The 21878-nt window shown below is 43.0% G+C and carries 16 protein-coding genes; 3 read left to right on the forward strand and 13 right to left on the reverse strand.

Features of this window, described 5'->3' with window-relative positions; all coding sequences use genetic code 11:
• Positions 1 to 18 precede the first annotated feature (18 nt).
• Positions 19 to 1494 (forward strand): DUF5723 family protein, encoded by a 1476-nt coding sequence (locus tag HMPREF1532_RS07715; RefSeq protein ID WP_005927263.1) that lies wholly within the window; start codon positions 19 to 21, stop codon positions 1492 to 1494.
• Here HMPREF1532_RS07715 and HMPREF1532_RS07720 read toward each other — a convergent pair.
• From HMPREF1532_RS07720 to HMPREF1532_RS07730, 3 genes are all read right to left on the reverse strand, one after another.
• Positions 1483 to 2085 (reverse strand): ribonuclease HII, encoded by a 603-nt coding sequence (locus tag HMPREF1532_RS07720; protein WP_007479220.1) that lies wholly within the window; start codon positions 2083 to 2085, stop codon positions 1483 to 1485. The two genes, HMPREF1532_RS07715 and HMPREF1532_RS07720, sit on opposite strands and share 12 nt — an antisense overlap.
• 97 nt (positions 2086 to 2182) lie before the next feature.
• Positions 2183 to 2602 (reverse strand): lipocalin family protein, encoded by a 420-nt coding sequence (locus tag HMPREF1532_RS07725; protein ID WP_005927269.1) that lies wholly within the window; start codon positions 2600 to 2602, stop codon positions 2183 to 2185.
• A 326-nt stretch (positions 2603 to 2928) separates the two neighbouring features.
• The gene (locus HMPREF1532_RS07730; RefSeq protein ID WP_005927271.1) at positions 2929 to 5133 is read right to left on the reverse strand and encodes a sodium-translocating pyrophosphatase; all 2205 of its coding nucleotides are present in this window, start codon (positions 5131 to 5133) and stop codon (positions 2929 to 2931) included.
• A 354-nt stretch (positions 5134 to 5487) separates the two neighbouring features.
• Here HMPREF1532_RS07730 and HMPREF1532_RS07735 point away from each other — a divergent pair, with 354 nt between their 5' ends.
• Positions 5488 to 7413, forward strand: coding sequence for a heavy metal translocating P-type ATPase (locus HMPREF1532_RS07735; protein WP_005927273.1), 1926 nt, complete (start codon positions 5488 to 5490; stop codon positions 7411 to 7413).
• An 86-nt stretch (positions 7414 to 7499) separates the two neighbouring features.
• Complete coding sequence (locus HMPREF1532_RS07740; RefSeq protein WP_005927275.1) at positions 7500 to 7916, forward strand: Fur family transcriptional regulator; 417 nt, start codon at positions 7500 to 7502, stop codon at positions 7914 to 7916.
• A 134-nt stretch (positions 7917 to 8050) separates the two neighbouring features.
• Here the strand turns inward: HMPREF1532_RS07740 and HMPREF1532_RS07745 are convergent, their stop codons facing one another.
• The 10 genes from HMPREF1532_RS07745 to rimP form a co-directional block, all read right to left on the reverse strand.
• On the reverse strand, positions 8051 to 8371 hold the full coding sequence (locus tag HMPREF1532_RS07745) for a heavy metal-binding domain-containing protein (protein ID WP_005927277.1): 321 nt from the start codon (positions 8369 to 8371) through the stop codon (positions 8051 to 8053).
• A 49-nt stretch (positions 8372 to 8420) separates the two neighbouring features.
• Positions 8421 to 10658, reverse strand: a complete 2238-nt coding sequence (locus HMPREF1532_RS07750; RefSeq protein ID WP_005927280.1) for a RagB/SusD family nutrient uptake outer membrane protein — start codon at positions 10656 to 10658, stop codon at positions 8421 to 8423.
• A 45-nt stretch (positions 10659 to 10703) separates the two neighbouring features.
• Positions 10704 to 11915 carry a cysteine desulfurase gene (locus tag HMPREF1532_RS07755; protein WP_005927282.1) on the reverse strand — a complete coding sequence of 404 codons (1212 nt, stop codon included), beginning with the start codon at positions 11913 to 11915 and terminating at the stop codon, positions 10704 to 10706.
• A 47-nt stretch (positions 11916 to 11962) separates the two neighbouring features.
• On the reverse strand, positions 11963 to 13306 hold the full coding sequence (gene sufD / locus HMPREF1532_RS07760; RefSeq protein ID WP_005927285.1) for a Fe-S cluster assembly protein SufD: 1344 nt from the start codon (positions 13304 to 13306) through the stop codon (positions 11963 to 11965).
• 30 nt (positions 13307 to 13336) lie between these two features.
• On the reverse strand, positions 13337 to 14092 hold the full coding sequence (gene sufC / locus HMPREF1532_RS07765) for a Fe-S cluster assembly ATPase SufC (protein WP_005927288.1): 756 nt from the start codon (positions 14090 to 14092) through the stop codon (positions 13337 to 13339).
• Positions 14093 to 14203: 111 nt separating this feature from the next.
• Positions 14204 to 15658: a Fe-S cluster assembly protein SufB gene (gene sufB, locus HMPREF1532_RS07770; RefSeq protein ID WP_005927291.1), complete on the reverse strand. Its 1455-nt coding sequence runs from the start codon at positions 15656 to 15658 to the stop codon at positions 14204 to 14206.
• 3 nt (positions 15659 to 15661) lie between these two features.
• The gene (locus HMPREF1532_RS07775) at positions 15662 to 16165 is read right to left on the reverse strand and encodes a CvpA family protein (protein ID WP_005927295.1); all 504 of its coding nucleotides are present in this window, start codon (positions 16163 to 16165) and stop codon (positions 15662 to 15664) included.
• Between the two features lie 130 nt (positions 16166 to 16295).
• The gene (infB, locus tag HMPREF1532_RS07780; protein WP_005927298.1) at positions 16296 to 19346 is read right to left on the reverse strand and encodes a translation initiation factor IF-2; all 3051 of its coding nucleotides are present in this window, start codon (positions 19344 to 19346) and stop codon (positions 16296 to 16298) included.
• Between the two features lie 143 nt (positions 19347 to 19489).
• Positions 19490 to 20752, reverse strand: a complete 1263-nt coding sequence (gene nusA / locus HMPREF1532_RS07785) for a transcription termination factor NusA (RefSeq protein WP_005927301.1) — start codon at positions 20750 to 20752, stop codon at positions 19490 to 19492.
• A 2-nt stretch (positions 20753 to 20754) separates the two neighbouring features.
• Positions 20755 to 21222, reverse strand: a complete 468-nt coding sequence (gene rimP / locus HMPREF1532_RS07790; protein ID WP_005927305.1) for a ribosome assembly cofactor RimP — start codon at positions 21220 to 21222, stop codon at positions 20755 to 20757.
• Positions 21223 to 21878 lie beyond the last annotated feature (656 nt).

Raw genomic sequence — 21878 nt, forward strand, 5'->3', positions numbered from 1 at the left:
TATAAAAACGATAAAACAATGAAACACTATAAATTAAAAGCCATATTGGCCTCATTCTTCATTCTTTATACCACAGGTGTAGGAGCACAGAATCTCAATTCAAGCTACTTCATGGAAGGTATGACTTATCGCCATCAGCTCAATCCGGCATTCATGGGTGAAAGCAACTATATAAACATGCCGCTTTTCGTATTGGGTAATTTTAATGTCGGCGTCCAGGGAAATATCGGCGTTAACGATTTCCTTTATAAATACAATCAGAATGGATATAAGCTGACTACATTTATGAATCCAAGCGTCAGCAATAGTGAGTTCTTAAGCAACCTACACACCAACAATCATCTAAGCATGAATTTGAGCATGCCGATCATTGCATTCGGCTTCCGGGGCTTTGGTGGTTTTAATACATTTGAAATAGGATTCCGCTCCAATACTTCTATCAATCTGCCTTATGGACTCTTTGATTTCATGAAGACAGGAATGAGCAATGAAGCCGGTAGTCACTACACTGTAGAAGATCTGACCGTACGCTCTAATAACTATGCAGAGGTAGCCTTAGGGCATTCTCACGAAATCATCAAAGACCGCTTAACGATCGGTGCTAAAGTCAAATTTTTGGTAGGAGGCGCCAATGCAGAAGCCAAAATTAAAAAGATGGATATCACCATGGGACAAGATGAATGGCTCATCGATGCAGAGGGACAATTAGAAGGATCACTAAAGGGTGGTTATTTTGAAAGCAAAGAGCCGGACGAAAATGGCAAGCCCGGTGAAATTGACGGTTTCGATATTGATGGTCCCGGCATAGGCGGTTTTGGTGTCGGATTCGATCTGGGTGCTGTATACAAAATGGATGACTTTGTAGAAGGATTGACGCTATCTGCAGCTTTGCTGGATTTGGGTTTCATCAAATGGAATAACGGATTAAAGGCTAAAATGATACATAGTTACACTTTTAAAGGATTTGAAAACCCGATTGCCGTAAAACCGGACGAAGGCCAGCCAGGTGATATCGACGACGAATTAGATAACTTGGGAGACCAATTCGAAGAATTCATCAAATTCCGCGATGAAGGTACAGTTAGCAGCCGTACTACTAAATTGGCAACAACAATGAATATCGGAGCAGAATACGTTCTTCCTTATTATAAAAACTTGAAATTCGGTCTGCTTTCATCCACTCACTTTAACAAACCGTTCACATGGTCGGAAGCACGCCTTTCTGCCAATGTTGCTCCGGTAAGATGGTTTGAAGCTTCCGTCAACTATGCAATAAGCAGCTTTGGTTCATCGTTAGGATGGGTATTGAATTTCCATCCGAACGGATTCAACTTCTTCATTGGAACAGACCATATGATTACCAAAGTTACACCGCAATATGTACCTGTAGGCAATGCTAATGCAAATGTAAGTTTGGGATTCAATATTACTTGGGGAAAGAAGAAGGCCAAAAAAGTTGTAAAGACTACTACAACTACAATATCAGAATTCTAAAGACAACTGACCATCTCCTAAGAGATTAAAAGTCATTCGATGATAAGGAGAGACACCGTGTTCTACGATAGCAGCACGGTGTTTTTTCGTAGGATATCCTTTATTATGATCCCAATCATAGTAAGGAAACTCTTGGTGCAACCGGTTCATGTAATCATCACGATAGGTCTTGGCTAAAATGGATGCTGCTGCAATAGAAAGATATTTTCCATCCCCTTTTACCACCGTCGTATGAGGGATTTCCAGATATTTCTTGAAACGATTCCCATCAATCAGCAAATGTTCAGGACGTACCTTCAACTGATCTATCGCCCGATGCATAGCAAGAAAAGAAGCATTAAGAATATTTATCTCATCAACTTCTTCGGGAGAAACAACTCCTACCGCCCAAGCAACAGCCTCTTTCTCTATCACCTCACGCAATGTATAACGTTGCTTTTCGGTGAGTTGCTTAGAATCATTCAACAGTTCATTCCTAAAGTCTTGTGGAAGAATAACAGCAGCAGCATAGACAGAACCGGCCAAACACCCCCGACCAGCCTCATCACAACCGGCTTCTATTGTATCTCCATTCAAATACGGTAATAACATAATCGTTTTATTATAACTTAAAAACCGTACAAAGATAAGAGAATAAAAAAAGGATGCCGAGAAAAAGCATCCTTTTATATTGAACATAGTTCTAAAATTATATTTTTTGGAAAGTAGATTTGTCATAGTATTCATAGTCGGAATCTTTCTCTGATGACTCCAATATCAATTCAGAATCAGTCAGTTTCAGAACTGTGTAAACTTCATTATCTTCAGAATCATCATCATAGGCATAAATTATAGTCAACTTATCACCTTCCAATTTCCATTTTCCGGTATCACCATCAGCAACTACCGTACCATCTTCATTGAATGTAACTGTAAAATCCCCTTCTTCATTCCATTCATCATTATACTCTGGATTATTTGCATACTTTTCATATCCTTCCGACCAAGTGCATTGCCATTTACCTACCAAAGTATCTCTTCCTCCTATCTCATCATCATCGCCACAAGAAATAAGACTTACACTCATAATAGCAAACAACATAAAAGATAAAAACTTCAAGTTTTTCATATATAACAACTATTTTTCGCTTATGGCTCTCACTTTCAGCATTCATTAATAAAACATAGCACAAGAGCCTTTAAAGAGAATATTTCTCTCTAACATGCCATTAAATAAATTATAATTCACAAAGATAAAGCTATTATAAACAACCAAAAAATACAAAAATAGCTAAACAAGAATATTTTGCAAAATAATGTGATTATTCAACATAAAAAAGTGATTATCTTGCAAAAAAAATCAGTGACCGATTATTATCAGATGAAACGATATAATAAAATAGTGGCGACTAAATGTATTTTCATTCAGCCGCCACTACCCTATATTTTTTAATTTTAGAATATGCTCCAAGCAACTGTTAAGCCTGCCATTACAATGGCTACCATACTCATAAGCTTGATTAAAATATTCAGACTCGGTCCGGAAGTATCTTTAAATGGATCACCCACCGTATCCCCCACGACAGTTGCCTTATGAACCTCACTCCCTTTACCGCCAAAGTTACCTTCTTCCACATACTTTTTGGCATTGTCCCAAGCTCCTCCGGCATTAGCCATGAAGATAGCCAACACAAAACCACTGCTCAAACCACCAATCAACAACCCAACGACTCCGGTTACCCCAAAGACAACTCCGGTTAGAATAGGGGCTATAATTGCAATAAGTGACGGGATAACCATTTCCCGTTGAGCACCTTTGGTAGAGATAGCTACGCAACGTTCATAATCTGGTTCTGCTTCTCCGGTCAAAATTCCTTTTATTTCACGAAATTGACGGCGAACCTCATCAACCATATGCCCGGCAGCTCGTCCAACGGCATTCATTGTTAATCCACAGAAGAGAAAAGCCATCATAGAACCAATAAAAATGCCGGAAAGTACCTTAGGATTCATCAAGGTAACATCGTAATAGTTCATGAAATCGACAAAAGTAGCATTAGCTGTTGCAATAATATCACCATTTGGCATCGTTAATTCTATGGTACCGAGACGGGTTAATCCGATGCGTATCTCTTCTATATAAGAAGCAAGCAAAGCAAGTCCGGTCAAAGCAGCAGATCCGATAGCAAAGCCCTTGCCGGTAGCTGCGGTCGTATTACCCAACGAATCAAGGGCGTCCGTCCGTTTACGGACTTCCTCACCGAGAGCAGACATCTCGGCATTACCACCCGCATTATCTGCAATAGGACCATAAGCGTCGGTAGCGAGGGTGATTCCTAAAGTGGAAAGCATGCCGACAGCTGCTATACCGATCCCATAAAGCCCCATGCCGACATTGTCGAAATCAAAACCGGAAGCAAACAGGAAAGAAGCAATAATACCTACCACCACTGCCAAAACCGGAATAGCCGTGGAAAGCATACCTAAACCAATGCCGGAAATAATAACGGTAGCAGGCCCTGTCTTACCGCTTTCACTCAATTTCTGTGTCGGACGATAGGATTGTGATGTGTAATATTCGGTAGAACGCCCGATAACAATACCGACGATCAATCCCACCACTACAGCACAGGAAATCCACATCCAGTTATCGAGTTGCAACAACCAGAGAATAAAGAAAGTGGCCACAACGATTAAAACAGAACTGAGATTTGTTCCGAAAGCAAGAGAATTCAAGAGGTCTTTCATTTTGGCATCTTCCTTCGTGCGGACAGAAAAGATACCGATAATGGAAAGTAAAATCCCTACAGCCGCAATCAACATAGGCGCAATAACTGCTTTGAACTGCATGACTGTATCTCCTGTATGCATAAAAGCGGCGGCTCCCAAAGCAGCAGTAGCCAAAATGGATCCGCAATAGGATTCATAAAGATCGGCACCCATGCCGGCTACATCACCCACATTATCACCTACATTATCAGCAATTGTAGCCGGATTACGCGGGTCGTCCTCAGGAATACCAGCCTCGACTTTACCTACCAGATCAGCCCCCACATCGGCTGCTTTGGTGTAAATACCGCCACCCACACGGGCAAACAATGCCTGAGTAGAAGCACCCATACCAAAAGTAAGCATAGTGGTAGTAATAATGCATAGTTTATGAGTAGGAGTCAATACATCCGCAGGAATGGCCCAATTCAACAGCAGATACCAGAAAGATATATCAAGAAGGCCGAGACCTACCACCACCAATCCCATCACTGCCCCGCTACGAAATGCAATCCGCAACCCGGCATTCAAAGATTTACGAGCCGCATTTGCCGTACGGGCAGAGGCATAAGTAGCTGTCTTCATCCCCAAGAATCCCGACAATCCGGAGAAAAAACCTCCTGTAAGAAAAGCAATAGGTACCCACGCATTCTGTACTTGAAAGCCATAGGCCATAATTGAAAACAATATTACCAAACCGAAGAACACCCACCCCACAATCTTATACTGTTGTTTCAGATAAGACATGGCACCTTTGCGCACAGCAGCAGCAATCTTAATCATTTGAGGAGTACCTTCACTCTCTTTCATCATCTGCTTATGAAAATAATAAGCAAAGCAGAGAGCCAATACAGAGGCGGCCGGAACCAACCAGAAAAGCAAGCTATCCATAGAATAAATATTAGAGGTTTAACGAAAGGATAAAAGTATTGATTCTAAATGAAATAGGCAAATAAAAATTAAAGAAATTTCGATGGTCACACTCTGCTTTCTTTTCGAACGGACTACAATGAAATCATTTCGAACGAGAGAGAGCCTCTCCCTTGACAATCCGTATTCAACTTGGATCCGATATAACTTTTATTCCACATAGTTTCCCTATCTTCCAAAAAGCGATGTAGCATCATGATTATATCGAACTGAGGCTATATAGAGACGGCAATCAATAAATTCGTCCTTGTACTGGTTTGCAACACAGTTGCACCACAAATCTCCTACCTTTGCATCAACAAAAGAAAAAAAGTCATGGGATGTAATTGTAATCATCACTCCGGTTGTCATATACAGGAGGAAAAGAAGAAGAAAAGTAAAAACCTACCCGTCATTATCAGTCTTATAATGTTGGGAACGGGAATGGGAATGAATCATTTCGGTTGGTTCACCCTGCCGGGTAGTGCATTGGTATGGTATGCGATCGCCTACCTCATCGCAGGCTGGCCTGTATTGCGGGAAGCTTTCGAACAGCTCCGTCAAGGAGATTTTTTCAACGAATTCATGCTGATGGGAATTGCTACCATCGGTGCATTTTGTATCGGCGAATATCCTGAAGGAGTAGCCGTAATGCTCTTTTACTCCATAGGTGAGGCTTTTCAAGACCGTGCGGTAGGGAATGCACAACGAAATATTAAAGCCCTGTTGGATGTACGCCCGGAGACAGCTACCGTGATACGTAACGGGCAGCCCGAAACAGTACATCCAGAAACAGTAAACGTAAATGAACTCATTGAAATAAAAGCCGGAGAACGCGTCCCTCTTGACGGAACAATGCAAAACGAACAAGCCTCATTCAATACTGCTGCTTTAACAGGTGAAAGCCGCCCGCGCACCATCCGCAAGGGAGAACCGGTACTTGCCGGTATGATTGCCACCGACCGTGTGATACAGCTCATTGTAAGTAAACCATATAATGAAAGTACACTTGCACGAATACTTGTCATGGTACAGGAAGCAAACGAACGGAAAGCTCCCGTAGAACTGTTCATCCGGAAATTCGCACGCATTTATACACCCATTGTAACCGGATTGGCCGTACTGATTGTTCTGATTCCTTTCTTGTACTCACTGGGCATGCCGGCATTCGATTATATATTTAGAGACTGGCTCTATAGAAGTCTGGTATTTCTGGTAATCTCTTGTCCTTGTGCACTCGTTGTCAGTATCCCGTTAGGATACTTCGGAGGAATCGGAGCCGCTTCTCGCGCGGGTATCCTATTTAAAGGTGGCAACTACCTGGATGCCATCACACAAATAAACACAGTGGTATTCGACAAAACAGGTACGCTGACAAAAGGAGTTTTCGAAGTACAACACGTAGAAAGCGTCTTATCTACCCAAGAAGAATTATTACGATACATCGTCTCTGCCGAACAACAGAGCACCCACCCGATAGCCCGCGCCATCAGTGAATATGCCGATAAGAAAGAAATCCCCCTACTCCCCTCTTCCGCCACAACAGAAATCCCCGGGCATGGGCTGGAAGTATATCTGGACGGACACAAAGTATTGGTAGGAAATCCACGACTGCTCTCCCGTTATCAAATAGCCTATCCTATGGAATTGAACGCAATAGCAGATACCATTGTTGTCTGTGCTGTCGATGGTGTCTATGCCGGTTATCTGCTGTTATCGGATACTCCGAAAGAAGATGCCATAACCGCCGTCAAAGAGCTAAAAACATTAAATATTGATAATATACAGATCTTATCTGGAGACAAACAAGCAATTGTTTCTAAATTAGGGACGGAATTAGGGATATCACAGGCATACGGCGATCTATTACCGGAAGGAAAAGTTGCTCATATTGAAGCATTAAAAACCAATCCCTCCAATCGTATCGCCTTCGTGGGAGACGGTATCAATGATGCACCTGTACTTGCCATGAGCAATGTCGGCATAGCGATGGGAGGGTTGGGAAGTGACGCGGCTATCGAAACTGCAGATATCGTTATACAAAACGACCAACCCGCCAAAGTAGTTACCGCCATTCGTATCGGCCGTGCAACGAGACGCATTGTATGGGAGAATATCATTCTCGCTTTCGGGGTTAAGTTCGCAGTGCTGCTATTAGGCGCTATCGGCATAGCCACCATGTGGGAAGCGGTCTTCGCCGATGTCGGAGTTGCTTTAATCGCAATCCTTAATGCCATACGGATACAGAAAAAGAAATTCTGACCTCCTGTGGAAAGATGGAAATTGTTCTATCGGGGAAAGAAAGGTATTCGGGAAAAGTAAAATACCGTAAAAAAGGAACACTTATTATGGAAGAAGATATTTATTTGAAAAAACTGGCGCAACGGAACATCAAGCCGACTGCCATGCGGTTGCTTATCCTTCGCGCCATGATGCAGTTTGACCGTGCTTTCAGCCTGCTCGACCTGGAAACATACTTGGATACAGTGGATAAATCCACACTATCACGTACCATCAACCTCTTTCTGAAACATCATCTGATACATGGTATAGACGACGGTTCCGGTTCACTGAAATATGCAGTCTGCGGCAATGAATGTAATTGTGATATTGACGATTTACATGTACACTTTTATTGTACAAACTGTCATCGGACATATTGTTTGCGGAATATCCATATACCCACCGTAAGTCTTCCCCAGCACTTTACAGCAGAAAGTATTAACTACGTGATAAAAGGATTGTGCGACCATTGTTCACACTAAATAAAACAAAAAGGTCACACAAAGAGACTAAAACTCCCCCGATACCGGCTTTTGAACCGCACTCCAAAAGTTAACCACGAAACTTTTGGAGTGCAGTTTGATTTCCTGCCTGACAATCGGGGGAGTTTTATATTCTATTCGATGGTTACCGCAGTTCCGGTAGCTGTCACCATTAGCATGCTTCCGCTACCTCCTACGGTTTCATAATCCAGATCGACACCGATAACGGCATTGGCTCCCAAACGGGCAGCTTGTTCTTCCATCTCTCTAATTGCCGTATCTTTCGCCTGTCTCAGCACCTCCTCATATGCTCCGGAACGTCCGCCTACAAAATCGCGGATACCCGCCAAAAAATCACGAAACACATTGGCACCGATAATCGTCTCACCGGAAACGATACCATAATAACGAATTATTCTTTTCCCTTCAATAATGGGAGTGGTTGTTACTAACATACTCTTTTCTTTTTTAGTTTACTTGTACCAAATTAGACGTACAAACGACCTAAAAAGTTGCAGTTTCTTCCTGTTTTTTTCCCCATCCGGGATTCTGGATAAGTTTCGAATCCGGATAATCTATCTCTTGCTGAGGGATAGGCAGAAGCTGCTGATAGCTCTCTATCTTCAACTGTCCGGTAGCAAGATCATTACGACGCAAGAAAGCGAAGTAACTGCCAAAGCCTTTCAACTCACTTTGCCAGGTAGAACGCAAAGATTCAATAAAATCGGCTCCACTGACCGGCGGTAAATTACGGGCTTGCCGTACACGATTCAGATAATCCATAGCTTCGCCTTGATTACCCAAACGATAAGCACACTCGGATGCAGACAGCAGTACCTCAGTGTAAGTAACGAAAGGCACATAATCATTCTCTTTCAATACATTTTCATACGATTCCGGTTGTGCGCTGGTCAACAACCCCCAAATAAGTTCTCTTGAATTTCGGGTAAGAGAAGCACTCGAAGACAGTTCCAAAGCATATACACCGCTATCAATGATTCGTTTTAAATGAGCATAAGCTTGATCATAAGACTTTTGATGCAGATACATCTTTGCCAATAAAGCCAACGAAGCGCCTTGTGATGGATATAAGAAACTTTCCGAAGAGTCAAATTTACCCGGTTCCAGTTTGCTGTGTTCCACACAATAATTCAAATCCTCCACTAAATTCGCGAACAAGTCTCTACTAACCAACTGCTTGGTGACAGCAAACGAATTATCATAACTTATCACATAAGGAACGTTCTCCCACCAAGATGCCAACTGAAAATACTGAACGGCAGCCAATTGATGGATGTAAGCCATAAAAGGCGGAATCTCAGTCACTCCACTCCTTTCAAGCAAACTATCAAATATTTTAATTCTGCTAATGGTACTATACACATTGCCCCAAACACTATAAAGTTTACTGTCAGAAGGTGTCAATGTATGTTCGTAAATAAAACGATAAGCCGTACTTCTACCGTCAAAACTTTGTGTATAGTAGCCATCCAAATTAGAGAAATCCTGCATGGAAGTTGCCATCATAAGAGCTATGCCGGTAATCACTTTCTGACCATCCTCTCCAAATTCCACCGGTTTAGACGGATCTCCTTTTTGCGTAAGTCTAAGATCTACCGAAAGCCTTCCACTCGTAGTATAAACCGTAATCGTTTTATCTCTCACCAAAGCACCGGCAGCCGGTTGAACCACAATCTCCAACTCATTTTCCTGAATGGTTCCCGTATAATCGATATCGGAAAACTTAAAAATCTTCAAGGTTTCCACTGATATAGACTCTCCGGGTATACCCGCCGGTTTTTCCAAAGTAACCGGCACCTTACAGTCTATCTTAACACGGAAAGTCCCGCCCTCAGCAGGGATTTCCAATTCTTCCTTATCAAGAGTCAGTGTCACATCACCACCGGCATCCGGTTCATTGCCGGCAATACCGTCTCCATCCCAATCAATGAAATAATTCAAATTGGGAACAGTAACTTCCACACCTAAATCTTTATAGCGTCTAATGATATTATCCGAAATCTCATTTACTTTCAATAACATGGAACTCTCTCGGATTTTCTCTTTAGTATCATCCATAAACCTACCTTCCGCTTTGAATTCGGAACTCAACATAGCAAGGTATTCCGTCAATTCGGCATCACTACGATCTTTCAACAAAGCAGATGAAACGACAATCAACGCACCGGCCTCCTCTGTTCCGGAAGCAATAGAGAAATTACAAACATCCTGATCGGCATAGCGCTCCAAACCAAAATTTCTCAAAACCTCCTTCTGTACTTTCGCATCAGCCTCATCAAAATCCATGATATTGTTTCTGATAAGCTGCATCATACGTTGCGTCTTCAGGTGAGTAAGGATATTAACATTAGCCTGTTTATTATCAGTCAAATTTACAATCGATTGCATGGATATCTGACCATCAGACAATTCACCGTACACCTCATTAAAGTAATACCCGTCAGCCGTAAGCAACACATATGGAGAATTCAAATTAATCTCACCGAAATCAAAAGAACCGTCATTATCAGTAATAACGCCTTGATAGACTTCACCGGTCAGATTATAATTCTTATCCAACGCCTGTGCAGTAATCTTAGAACCATTAATAAAAGGCCCTTTTTCTACCTTACCCGATACATTATATGTTTTCGGAGTAAAAATATCCTCCTTATCTTCACATCCAGCAACGAATGCCAAAATAAAAAACAAACAAAAATAGTTTAGCAGTTTATGTTTCATAGTCTATGTTATTTACGCCTTACGGCCATATTTTACCGATCCAAATCAGAACATCTTACTCACTCTCTCTATACCGGCTACAAGTGCATCTACCTCTTTCTTCGTATTGTAAATGGCAAACGAAGCACGCACTGTACCCTCTATACCGAGACGCTGCATCAAAGGCTGTGCACAATGATGCCCGGTACGCACGGCAATACCCAGCCTATCAAGTAAAGTTCCCATATCAAAATGGTGAATATCCCCCACAAGAAAGGAGATAACACTGCTTTTATGTTCTGCTTGCCCAAAGATACGGATATTGGGTATCTCCTCCAATAATTTCGTACCATAAACCGTCAGCTCGTGCTCATGGGCCGCAATATTTTCGATACCGAGCCCAGTGACGTAGTCGAGTGCTTTTGCCAATCCGGTCGTACCTATATAATCGGGTGTACCGGCTTCAAACTTAAAAGGAAGTTCATTGAAAGTTGTTTTCTCAAAAGAGACATGTTGTATCATCTCCCCTCCACCCTGATAAGGAGGCAGACGATCGAGCCATTCCTCTTTTCCATAAAGAACACCGACACCGGTAGGTCCATATACTTTATGAGCAGAAAAAACAAGAAAGTCCGCATCGAGTTCCTGTACATCCACTTTCAGGTGAGGAACAGACTGAGCCGCATCCACCAAGAAAGGCACCCCGTGTGCATGGGCTGTAGCAATCATCTCTTTAATAGGATTGACCGTTCCCAACACATTGGAAACTTGGGTTACACTGACAATCTTCGTCCTTTCCGAAAACAGTTTTTCATATTCATCCAGCAGTAGCTCACCTTTATCGTTCATCGGAATCACCTTGATGGTAATACCCTTGCGTGCAGCCAGCAATTGCCAAGGCACGATATTACTATGATGTTCCATGACAGAAACAATCACCTCATCCCCCTCCTGCATAAATTCCTCACCAAAGCTGGAAACAAGTAAGTTTATGCTCTCTGTCGTACCACGGGTAAAAACGATTTCGTTCGTACTCCGGGCATTGATAAACCGACGGACAGTCTCACGGGAGGACTCATGCAACTCCGTAGCCTGTTGGGAGAGATAATGCACTCCACGATGCACATTTGCATTGACGGAGTAGTATTCGTCAACAATAGAATCAATCACCAAACGAGGTTTCTGCGTAGTTGCCGCATTATCGAAATAAACCAAAGGTTTCCCATAAACCGTACGGTCAAGAATAGGAAAATCTTCACGTATCTTTTGTATATCCATAATGGTAATGATTAGTGAGTTGTGATAAATAATTAGTTACCACCAATTTACTTGCATATTGCACATCCCTGGCATTTGTTCAGTTCACCCCGGAAACGTTTTTCCACCAACAGGTGTAAACGATCTTTCAAGGCATCCAGACGGATCGTATCTATTACCTCATTCACAAAAGCAAACATCAGCAACAGGCGGGCCTCCTTTTCCGAGATACCACGCGCACGCATATAGAAAAGAGCACCCTCATCCAACTGACCTACCGTAGCGCCATGAGAACACTTCACATCATCGGCATAGATCTCCAACTGCGGTTGTGTATACATACGGGCATCACGTGTAGCACACAGATTACGGTTAGTCTGCTGTGAATTTGTATGTTGTGCATCCGGACGTACCAATACCAATCCGGCAAAAGCACCGACAGCCTGATCGTCAAGTACATACTTGAACAATTCATTGCTGGTACAATTAGGAACTGCATGGTCTATCATGGTGTTATTATCCACATGCTCGTTCTTGTCTGCAATGGCCATACCGCAAAGATTTATTTCCGCTCCCTCTCCGGCAAGGGTCACTTCAGTAGTGTTACGGGTAGTACCGTTGTGCAATGTCATACCATTCAACAGTACATTACTGTTTGCTTCCTGCCGTACATAAAGGTTACTGATACGTACCGTACTTGTATGCGTCTCTTCCAGTTCATACAGATCGAATACAGAGTTCTCTCCGGCAAACACCTCGATAACCTGTGTTGACAGGAAATTTACATTATCCATAGCATGGTCACAAATCAGCAGACGTGCCTGCGCTCCATCTTCAAGGATTATCAGCACACGACGGTTTACCATGAAATTAACATCGGCACGCAAAATATTTACCAACTGAACAGGTCTTTCAACGATCACATTTTTAGGCACATACATCAATATTCCGTCCTGAGCGAAAGCTGTATTGAAAGCCGTCACTCCGTCTTTTGAAGTATCAGCAAGTTTGCTATAATATTTCTTCACCAACTCAGGGTGCTGTTCCGCCATTTCTTTCAATCCACCGAACAATACTCCCTCTGGTAAGTGAGATTTAGGCAGCTTCCTGCTATAGAACGCATCGTTCACCACAAAGAACAAAGACGTACTCATGTTCGGCACATCGCATTTGAACACCTCATAAGGATTCACCGGAATCTCCAACCGGTTCAAATTAAGTCCGTAATCGGGTTCAAAGAATTTGCTGATATCCGTGTATTTATATTTCTCCTGCTTGCGTGTCGGAAACCCCAACCGCTCGAAATCGGCAAAAGCCGCAGCACGCGGTGCATTCATCACCTCAGCACTATGCCGGCAAATCATAGCTTCCGTTTGAGAAAATAAATCTATATATTGTTGTTCTACAGTCATCTTATTGATTTATGAGTTATAGATTATGATTTATAAATCATCAACCTCTTTCTTAATCCAATCGTATCCTTTCTCTTCCAACTCAAGCGCCAGTTCCGGGCCGCCGGTCTTCACGATACGTCCTTTATAAAGCACATGTACGACATCCGGTTTGATATAATCCAACAGACGCTGGTAGTGAGTGATAACGATACAACTCGTATCGGGAGTTTTCAATTTATTAACCCCTTCAGCTACGATACGAAGTGCATCGATATCCAAACCGGAATCTGTTTCGTCAAGGATACTGAGACGCGGTTCGAGCATAGCCATCTGAAATATTTCGTTACGTTTCTTCTCGCCACCGGAAAAGCCTTCATTCACCGAACGGTTGGCAAGCTTGTTATCCAATTCTACCACTGCCCGTTTCTCCCGCATCAGTTTCAAGAATTCACTGGCCGTCAGGGCAGGAAGTCCCTTATACTTACGTTGTTCATTCACAGCCGCACGCATGAAATTCACCATACTCACTCCCGGAATTTCTACCGGATACTGGAAACTAAGAAAAATGCCTTCATGGCTACGGGCTTCCGGACTCAACTCCAGCAGATTCTTACCATAAAAAGTCACACTCCCCTTCGTCACCTCAAACGCCGGGTTGCCCACCAGCACGGAAGAAAGCGTACTCTTACCCGAACCATTGGGCCCCATGATAGCATGTACTTCTCCTGCATTCACAGTCAGGTTGATGCCTTTCAATATCTCTTTGCCATTAATACTGGCATGTAAGTCTTTTATCTCTAACATGATTATATTTACGATTTTACAATTTACGATTTACGATTGGTAATACTTCTAAGACGATCCGCATTTACAATCCAGTTTCAATTGTAAATCGTAAATCGTCTGACCGTCCAATCATCCCACGCTGCCTTCCAACGATATCGTCAGTAGTTTTTGTGCCTCCACGGCAAACTCCATCGGAAGCTTGTTAAGCACCTCTTTGGCATATCCGTTTACAATAAGCCCGATAGCATCCTCAGTCGGGATACCGCGCTGATTACAATAGAATATCTGGTCTTCACTGATTTTACTGGTTGTAGCTTCATGTTCCACTACAGCCGTCTCATTATGAATATCCATATAAGGGAAAGTATGGGCGCCACATTTATCGCCCAACAGCAGTGAGTCGCATTGACTATAATTACGAGCATTATCCGCTTTCTCGGATACGCGAACCAGACCACGATAGGAGTTCTCACTCTTTCCGGCCGAAATTCCCTTACTTACAATCGTACTGCGGGTATTCTTTCCAAGATGTATCATCTTCGTACCGGTATCTGCCTGTTGATAATTGTTTGTCACTGCCACCGAATAAAACTCGGCTGTAGAGTTATCACCGGAAAGAATGCAGGAAGGGTATTTCCAGGTAATCGCCGAACCGGTCTCTACCTGTGTCCACGAAAGTTTGCTATTTACTCCCTTACAGTTACCACGCTTCGTCACAAAGTTATAAACACCTCCTTTTCCTTCGGCATCACCCGGATACCAGTTCTGAACAGTAGAATATTTCACTTCAGCCCGATCGTGCACCATGATTTCCACAATGGCGGCATGCAACTGATTTTCATCACGCATCGGTGCGGTACATCCTTCCAGATAAGAGACATACGAATCTTCATCGGCCACGATCAAAGTACGTTCAAACTGCCCTGTATTTGCCGCATTGATACGGAAATAAGTCGAAAGTTCCATCGGACAGCGAACGCCTTTCGGTATATAGACAAATGAACCGTCGGAGAATACAGCCGAATTCAAAGCTGCAAAGAAATTATCACGATAACCAACCACCGAGCCAAGATATTTCTTCACCAAGTCGGGATGTTCACGAACCGCCTCACTGAATGAGCAGAAAATAATTCCCTTCTCCATCAATGTCTCCTTAAAAGTAGTCTTTACAGAAACAGAGTCCATCACAGCATCCACCGCCATCCCGCTCAGCGCCATCTGCTCTTCCAACGGGATACCTAATTTATTGAACGTTTTTATCAACTCCGGATCTACCTCATCCATACTTTTCGGCCCTTCTTTCTTCTTTGTCGGGTCGGCATAATAAGATATTGCCTGATAATCTATTTCAGGAATTCGGAGATGCGCCCAAGTAGGCATCTCTAACGTCAGCCAATGGCGATACGCTTTCAAACGGAACTCCAGTAACCATTCCGGCTCCTCCTTTTTGGAAGAAATGAGACGGATAACGTCTTCATTGAGTCCTTTCTCAATGATATCCGTATGTACCTCCGTAGTGAAGCCATATTTATACTTCTCCTGCGTAAGTTCCTTTACATATTTATTGGGTTCTTCTTGTTGCATCATTTAATTGAGTATATATTGTTGTGTCACTTCTTTTGCCACAGGGAAAAATATTCCCGCAAACCTTTCCATAGGATAATATAACACAGATTCCTCCTTCTTTGTTTTACTAATCAATGTGTTATCTGCATCGATAAATTCTATTACGCAAATTATCAGACTGGTAAGCAACAGAAACTTCAATGCTCCCAAACCACTGCCAAGCCAACGGTTCAGCCATCCCAAAGAAACAGCCTCCATCGCTTTTGTCAACAAAGATGCCACTAAAGTAAAAGTTAGTGGCACAGCAATCCAGATGATAACAAAAGCAAGAATCTGCGCAACTGTCATCGAATCGGTTATCGTAGGACAAAGCTTCTCAGCCAATGACACATACAACGCCTTTGCCGCCAGCAATCCCACGATTAGTCCCAATATGGAAGCAAGCTGCCTAATGAAACCCTTCATAAAGCCAACAACCACACCGGCACCAACAATAACCAAAATCACAATATCGATAGTTGCCATAAATACAGTTGAAAGTTAAAAGTTGAAAGTCTGAATACAGTTGAGAGTTGAGAGTTAAAAACCAACAGTGCTGCTATCACACTGCAAGTAACTTTCAACTTTCAACTCTCAACTTTCAACTAAATAAGGCTTATAGCGTTTGTTTTACCTCTACCTCTTCATAAGTTTCGATCATATCGCCTATCTTCAGGTCGTTTGTACCTACCAGACTAATACCGCACTCGAAATTCGTGCCGACTTCTTTCACATCGTCTTTGAAACGTTTCAATGCGTTGATAGCACCCGAGAAGATAACGATACCGTCGCGAATCAAGCGCGCCTTGTCGCTGCGTTTCACTTTTCCGGTCTTTACCATCGCCCCGGCAACCGTACCGACTTTCGTTATATTGAACACCTCACGAACCTCGATAGTGGCAGTAACCACCTCTTTCACTTCCGGAGCCAACATACCTTCCATAGCCGCTTTCACCTCTTCGATAGCATCGTAAATAACCGAGTATTTGCGAATATCCACACCTTCTTTGTCAGCCATTCTTTCAGCAGAACCGGAAGGACGAACCTGGAATCCGATAATGATAGCATCAGAAGCAGCAGCCAAAGATACATCCGATTCGGAAATCTGTCCCACCCCCTTATGGATCACATTCACCTGGATCTGCGGAGTGGAAAGTTTGATCAGTGAGTCGCTCAGAGCTTCTACAGAACCATCCACGTCACCTTTCACGATAATATTCAATTCCTGGAAGTTGCCCAACGCAATACGACGGCCCAACTCATCCAATGTAAGAATCTTCTGCGTACGCAAGCCCTGTTCACGTTGCAACTGCTCACGCTTATTGGTAATTTCACGTGCTTCCTGATCGGACTCTACCACGTGGAAAGTATCACCGGCAGCCGGCGCACCATTCAATCCCAAAATCAATGCAGGCTCCGAAGGACCGGCCGACTTAATACGCTGGTTACGTTCATTGAACATGGCTTTCACACGCCCGTAGCTTGTTCCTGCCAACACGATATCCCCCACTTTCAACGTACCGTTGGATACAAGTACCGTAGCCACATAGCCACGCCCTTTATCCAAAGTAGATTCAATGATAGATCCCGTAGCATTACGGTTCGGATTAGCTTTCAGCTCCAGCATTTCAGCTTCAAGCAACACTTTTTCCATCAACTCGCTAACGCCCTGACCTTTCTTGGCAGAGATATCCTGTGACTGATACTTACCACCCCATTCTTCCACAAGGTAATTCATAGCAGCCAATTCTTCTTTTATCTTATCCGGATTAGCCGTCGGCTTATCCACTTTATTAATGGCAAATACGATAGGAACACCGGCAGCCATTGCATGGTTGATAGCCTCCTTCGTTTGCGGCATCACATTATCGTCAGCCGCAACAATGATGATGGCGATATCCGTCACTTTCGCACCACGGGCACGCATAGCCGTAAATGCCTCATGACCTGGAGTATCCAGGAAAGTAATCTTACGTCCGTCCTCCATTGTCACGTGGTAGGCACCGATATGCTGTGTGATACCACCCGCCTCACCGGCGATAACATTCGCCTTACGGATATAGTCGAGCAATGAAGTCTTACCATGGTCTACGTGTCCCATCACAGTTACAATCGGCGCACGCGGTTCCAGATCTTCCTCCGCATCTTCTTCTTCGACGATAGCCTGTGCCACTTCCGCACTTACATATTCCGTCTTAAAGCCGAACTCTTCTGCCACCAGATTAATCGTTTCCGCATCCAGACGCTGGTTGATAGAAACCATTATACCGATACTCATACAAGTAGCGATAACCTGATTAACAGATACATCCATCATACTCGCCAACTCATTGGCTGTTACGAACTCCGTCAGCTTCAACACTTTGCTTTCTTCCATCTCCTGGTTTTCCAGTTCCTGCATACGGTTGGAAACCATCTCCCGTTTTTCCTTACGGTATTTGGAAGCCTTGTTTTTACCTTTCGTTGTCAGACGAGCTAATGTTTCTTTTACCTGCTTAGCTACATCTTCTTCGCTCACTTCCTGTTTTACAACCGGCTTTTTGAAGCGATCTTTATTATTGTTACGGTTACGGTTTTGTCCCCCGCCTTGTCCGCCATGTCCGGCAGGTTTCTGACTGTTAGGAGTAGGATGTGTAAAGTTGGAAGCCACATTGTTGACGTCCACCTTCTCCTTATTGATGCGGATGCGTTTTTTCTTTCCATTTGCATCGGCATTTTCTTTAGGAGCACTTTTAGCAACCTTACTGTCGTCTTTACGGATCTCCTTGATAATAGCATCTTTCATCTGCTTTCTCTGATCCTGACGCTGTTTTTCCTTTTCTTCGCGTTCTTTCCGTTTCTCCTCTTTCGATTTTTTCTTCGGACGGGTCGACTGGTTCAAAGCAGCCAAGTCAATCTGGCCGATCACATTAATCTTGGATACAAATTCCGGCTGACGAATCTTGAAAACATCCTCCTCTTGCTTCTCGGTTGCAACCGTCTCCGGAGTTTCCACTTTAGGCTCTGCCTTTTCTTCTTTTGTCACTTCCGGCATCACCTCCACCTTCGGTTCTTCCTTTTTCACTTCTTCCACTACTTTTTCTTCTACTACCGCCGGCTTCGGTTGTTCTATCACTACAGGCTCCACCTTTTCTTTCACAGGTTCCGTCTGTACGACCGGTGCTACGATTTCTTCTTTCTTCACCTCGGCGACAACAGGTTTCGTTGCCTCCTCTTTTTTCTTCTCTTCAGTTACCACCGGAGCGGGCTGTTGAGTTTGAGGTTGCGACTGTTGTTTAGATTCGCTTACCGGTTCTTTTTCTACTTTCCGGTTGAATTTATTCAAATCAATTTTTCCGACAGGTTTAAACTTCGGACGTGCATCTTCGGGAACGACTGTCTTGATAACATCATCCGCCTTAGACTTCTCCGGCTGCTTTTCGTAACCATCGATAGACACCGATGCCTTATTACGATCCTTGTTCTGACGTTCCTGGATAAAACGTTCTGATTCAAGCCGAAGATTCTTATCCGTGCTAAACTCTTTCACGAGTATAGCATACTGTTCCTCGGTAATTTTTGTATTCGGGTTTGCCTCAACGGTATACCCTTTCTTTTGCAGGAACTCAACTACCGTTGCGATTCCTACATTCAAATCTCTTGTTACTTTGTTTAACCTTATCGTCATACTTTAAATTAAAAGAATAATGGAGCGAAGATATTTACGATTTCACGATTGACGATCAGACATTTAATTTCCTTTCATCTACAACCCACAATATAGAGAGCAGCTCCAATCGCAAATCGTAAACAGTCTAATCGTAAATGAAATTATTCATTGTCTTCAAACTCCGATTTCAAAATACGTAATACCTCGTCCACAGTTTCCTCTTCCAGGTCCGTCTTTTCGATCAACATCTCACGAGGTGCATTCAATACTGCCTTAGCCGTATCGATTCCGATAGCTTTGATAGCATCGATTACCCATCCGTCGATTTCATCTTTGAACTCTTCCAGATAGATATCTTCATCCTGCGCACTCTCATCCAGTTCACGGAACACGTCGATAGTGTACTCGGTCAACATACTGGCAAGTTTGATATTCAAACCGCCTTTACCAATAGCCAGCGAAACCTCTTCCGGGCGAAGGAAAACCTCAGCCTTGCGTTCTTCTTCATTCAATCGTATAGAAGAAATCTTTGCCGGGCTCAAGGCACGCTGAATAAACAAGGAGATATTCGATGTATAGTTAATCACATCGATGTTCTCATTGCGAAGTTCACGAACGATGCCATGAATACGACTTCCTTTTACACCTACACAGGCTCCTACCGGGTCGATTCTGTCATCATAAGACTCTACCGCAATTTTGGCACGTTCGCCGGGGATGCGGGCAATCTTTTTAATGGTGATCAGGCCATCGTTAATTTCCGGTACTTCCATTTCGAACAGACGCTGCAGGAAAACAGGAGATGTACGCGAAAGGATAATTTTCGGATTATTGTTTTTGTTATCCACACGGGCCACCACTGCACGTGCCGTTTCTCCTTTACGATAAAAATCCGCCGGAATCTGTTCTGTCTTTGGCAGCAACAGTTCGTTTCCTTCGTCATCCAGCAGCAGCATCTCTTTTTTCCAAATCTGATATACTTCTGCATTAATGATCGTACCTACTTTATCAATATATTTATTATAAATACTGTCTTTCTCAAGCTCAAGAATCTTAGAAGCTAACGTCTGGCGGAGATTCAGAATAGCACGACGGCCGAACTTTGCAAAAATCACTTCATCAGTAACCTCTTCACCGACTTCATATGAAGCATCTATCTTCTGTGCTTCCGTCAAGGAAATCTGCATATTCGGGTTTGTTAAATCTTCGTCTGCCACTACCTCCCGGTTACGCCATATTTCAAAGTCCCCCTTGTCCGGGTTCACGATTACGTCGTAATTTTCATCAGTGCCAAACATTTTCGCGATAACACTACGGAACGACTCTTCGAGCACGCTTACCATCGTTGTTCTATCGATATTTTTCAGTTCCTTAAATTCCGAAAATGTATCAATCAAGCTGATTGTTTCTTCTTTCTTGGCCATAATTATTTAAAACTAATTAAGTATTTAGTGTATTTTATCTCATCATAACGGAAGGTTTCGTCTTCTTCCATCAATTTAGGACGTTTTGCTCCTTCTACTTTCACTTTCTTTTGTACAGCCACCACAAACTTTTCCTCATCGGCATCTTTCAATACACCGGTCAGCTTGCGGTCATCTTTCGTCAAAACCTCCACATCGCTACCGACATGGTTGTAATACTGTTGCAACACTTTAAAAGGCTGCCCGATTCCAGCCGAACCTACTTCCAGTTCATAATCTTCCTCTTCACGGTTCAGCTTCGATTCGATAAAGCGGCTCAGCTCCACGCAATCTTCAATCCAAACACCTTCTGCATGGTCTATCTCGACCACAATCTTGTCATCCGGGCTTACGGTCACTTCCACCAGAAAGTAGTCTTTTCCCTCCAGCCACTCTTCAACAATCTGACTAACAGTTTTCTTTTCTATCATTGATTAGCTATATAAGAACAAAAAAAGGAGCTTAATCGCCCCTCCACCTTTCATCCATTTCGGGTGCAAAGATATAAATAATCTGTTCGACTACAAAATATTAGAGAAAAAAAGTTTATTATAACATTGCCCATAAAGAGCATGATGAAATTTTGCGTAATCAACGAAGAGAGTACTATTCGCATCAATTTTGACTATTTCGGTACATTATCCACATCGTTTTTACCCCCTTCACTCTCTTCACCTTTTTCGCTTAACCGCTCTATTCATCGGTAATACAGGGTGAAGGTGCAATCTGGTTTTCCAAGCATAATGCGCACCGTCCATATGCATGGTGCCTACGAGTAGTATCCACGGTGCTTACAAGCCGTAAACACAGTACTTGGAAGACATTTGCATAAAGACTGGAGAACGGGAGCAGCCCTTCACCCTGTATTACCGATGAATAAAGCGATTAAGCGAAAAAGGTGAAGGGAGTGAAGGCAGTAAAAATATCATAGGGCAGGTATTCTGAAGAATAAAAAACACCTGCCGAAAAACAATATTGTACTTTTTCTTAAAACCTACCACTTCTTCTCCCGGCCTCTCCCCCAGTTAACGTACATGTAATCCTTTTACCCAACCCATGCAAAACAAATGACAGAAAGGACAGTGTA

The sequence above is a fragment of the Bacteroides salyersiae WAL 10018 = DSM 18765 = JCM 12988 genome (genome assembly GCF_000381365.1).
Lineage (GTDB): Bacteria > Bacteroidota > Bacteroidia > Bacteroidales > Bacteroidaceae > Bacteroides > Bacteroides salyersiae.

What these genes read in the sequence shown, in the direction of transcription:
- HMPREF1532_RS07715 (WP_005927263.1), top strand. Translation starts at nt 19, where the DNA reads ATGAAACACTATAAATTAAAAGCCATATTGGCCTCATTCTTCATTCTT.
- HMPREF1532_RS07720 (WP_007479220.1), bottom strand. Translation starts at nt 2,085, where the DNA reads ATGTTATTACCGTATTTGAATGGAGATACAATAGAAGCCGGTTGTGAT.
- HMPREF1532_RS07725 (WP_005927269.1), bottom strand. Translation starts at nt 2,602, where the DNA reads ATGAAAAACTTGAAGTTTTTATCTTTTATGTTGTTTGCTATTATGAGT.
- HMPREF1532_RS07730 (WP_005927271.1), bottom strand. Translation starts at nt 5,133, where the DNA reads ATGGATAGCTTGCTTTTCTGGTTGGTTCCGGCCGCCTCTGTATTGGCT.
- HMPREF1532_RS07735 (WP_005927273.1), top strand. Translation starts at nt 5,488, where the DNA reads ATGGGATGTAATTGTAATCATCACTCCGGTTGTCATATACAGGAGGAA.
- HMPREF1532_RS07740 (WP_005927275.1), top strand. Translation starts at nt 7,500, where the DNA reads ATGGAAGAAGATATTTATTTGAAAAAACTGGCGCAACGGAACATCAAG.
- HMPREF1532_RS07745 (WP_005927277.1), bottom strand. Translation starts at nt 8,371, where the DNA reads ATGTTAGTAACAACCACTCCCATTATTGAAGGGAAAAGAATAATTCGT.
- HMPREF1532_RS07750 (WP_005927280.1), bottom strand. Translation starts at nt 10,658, where the DNA reads ATGAAACATAAACTGCTAAACTATTTTTGTTTGTTTTTTATTTTGGCA.
- HMPREF1532_RS07755 (WP_005927282.1), bottom strand. Translation starts at nt 11,915, where the DNA reads ATGGATATACAAAAGATACGTGAAGATTTTCCTATTCTTGACCGTACG.
- sufD (WP_005927285.1), bottom strand. Translation starts at nt 13,306, where the DNA reads ATGACTGTAGAACAACAATATATAGATTTATTTTCTCAAACGGAAGCT.
- sufC (WP_005927288.1), bottom strand. Translation starts at nt 14,092, where the DNA reads ATGTTAGAGATAAAAGACTTACATGCCAGTATTAATGGCAAAGAGATA.
- sufB (WP_005927291.1), bottom strand. Translation starts at nt 15,658, where the DNA reads ATGCAACAAGAAGAACCCAATAAATATGTAAAGGAACTTACGCAGGAG.
- HMPREF1532_RS07775 (WP_005927295.1), bottom strand. Translation starts at nt 16,165, where the DNA reads ATGGCAACTATCGATATTGTGATTTTGGTTATTGTTGGTGCCGGTGTG.
- infB (WP_005927298.1), bottom strand. Translation starts at nt 19,346, where the DNA reads ATGACGATAAGGTTAAACAAAGTAACAAGAGATTTGAATGTAGGAATC.
- nusA (WP_005927301.1), bottom strand. Translation starts at nt 20,752, where the DNA reads ATGGCCAAGAAAGAAGAAACAATCAGCTTGATTGATACATTTTCGGAA.
- rimP (WP_005927305.1), bottom strand. Translation starts at nt 21,222, where the DNA reads ATGATAGAAAAGAAAACTGTTAGTCAGATTGTTGAAGAGTGGCTGGAG.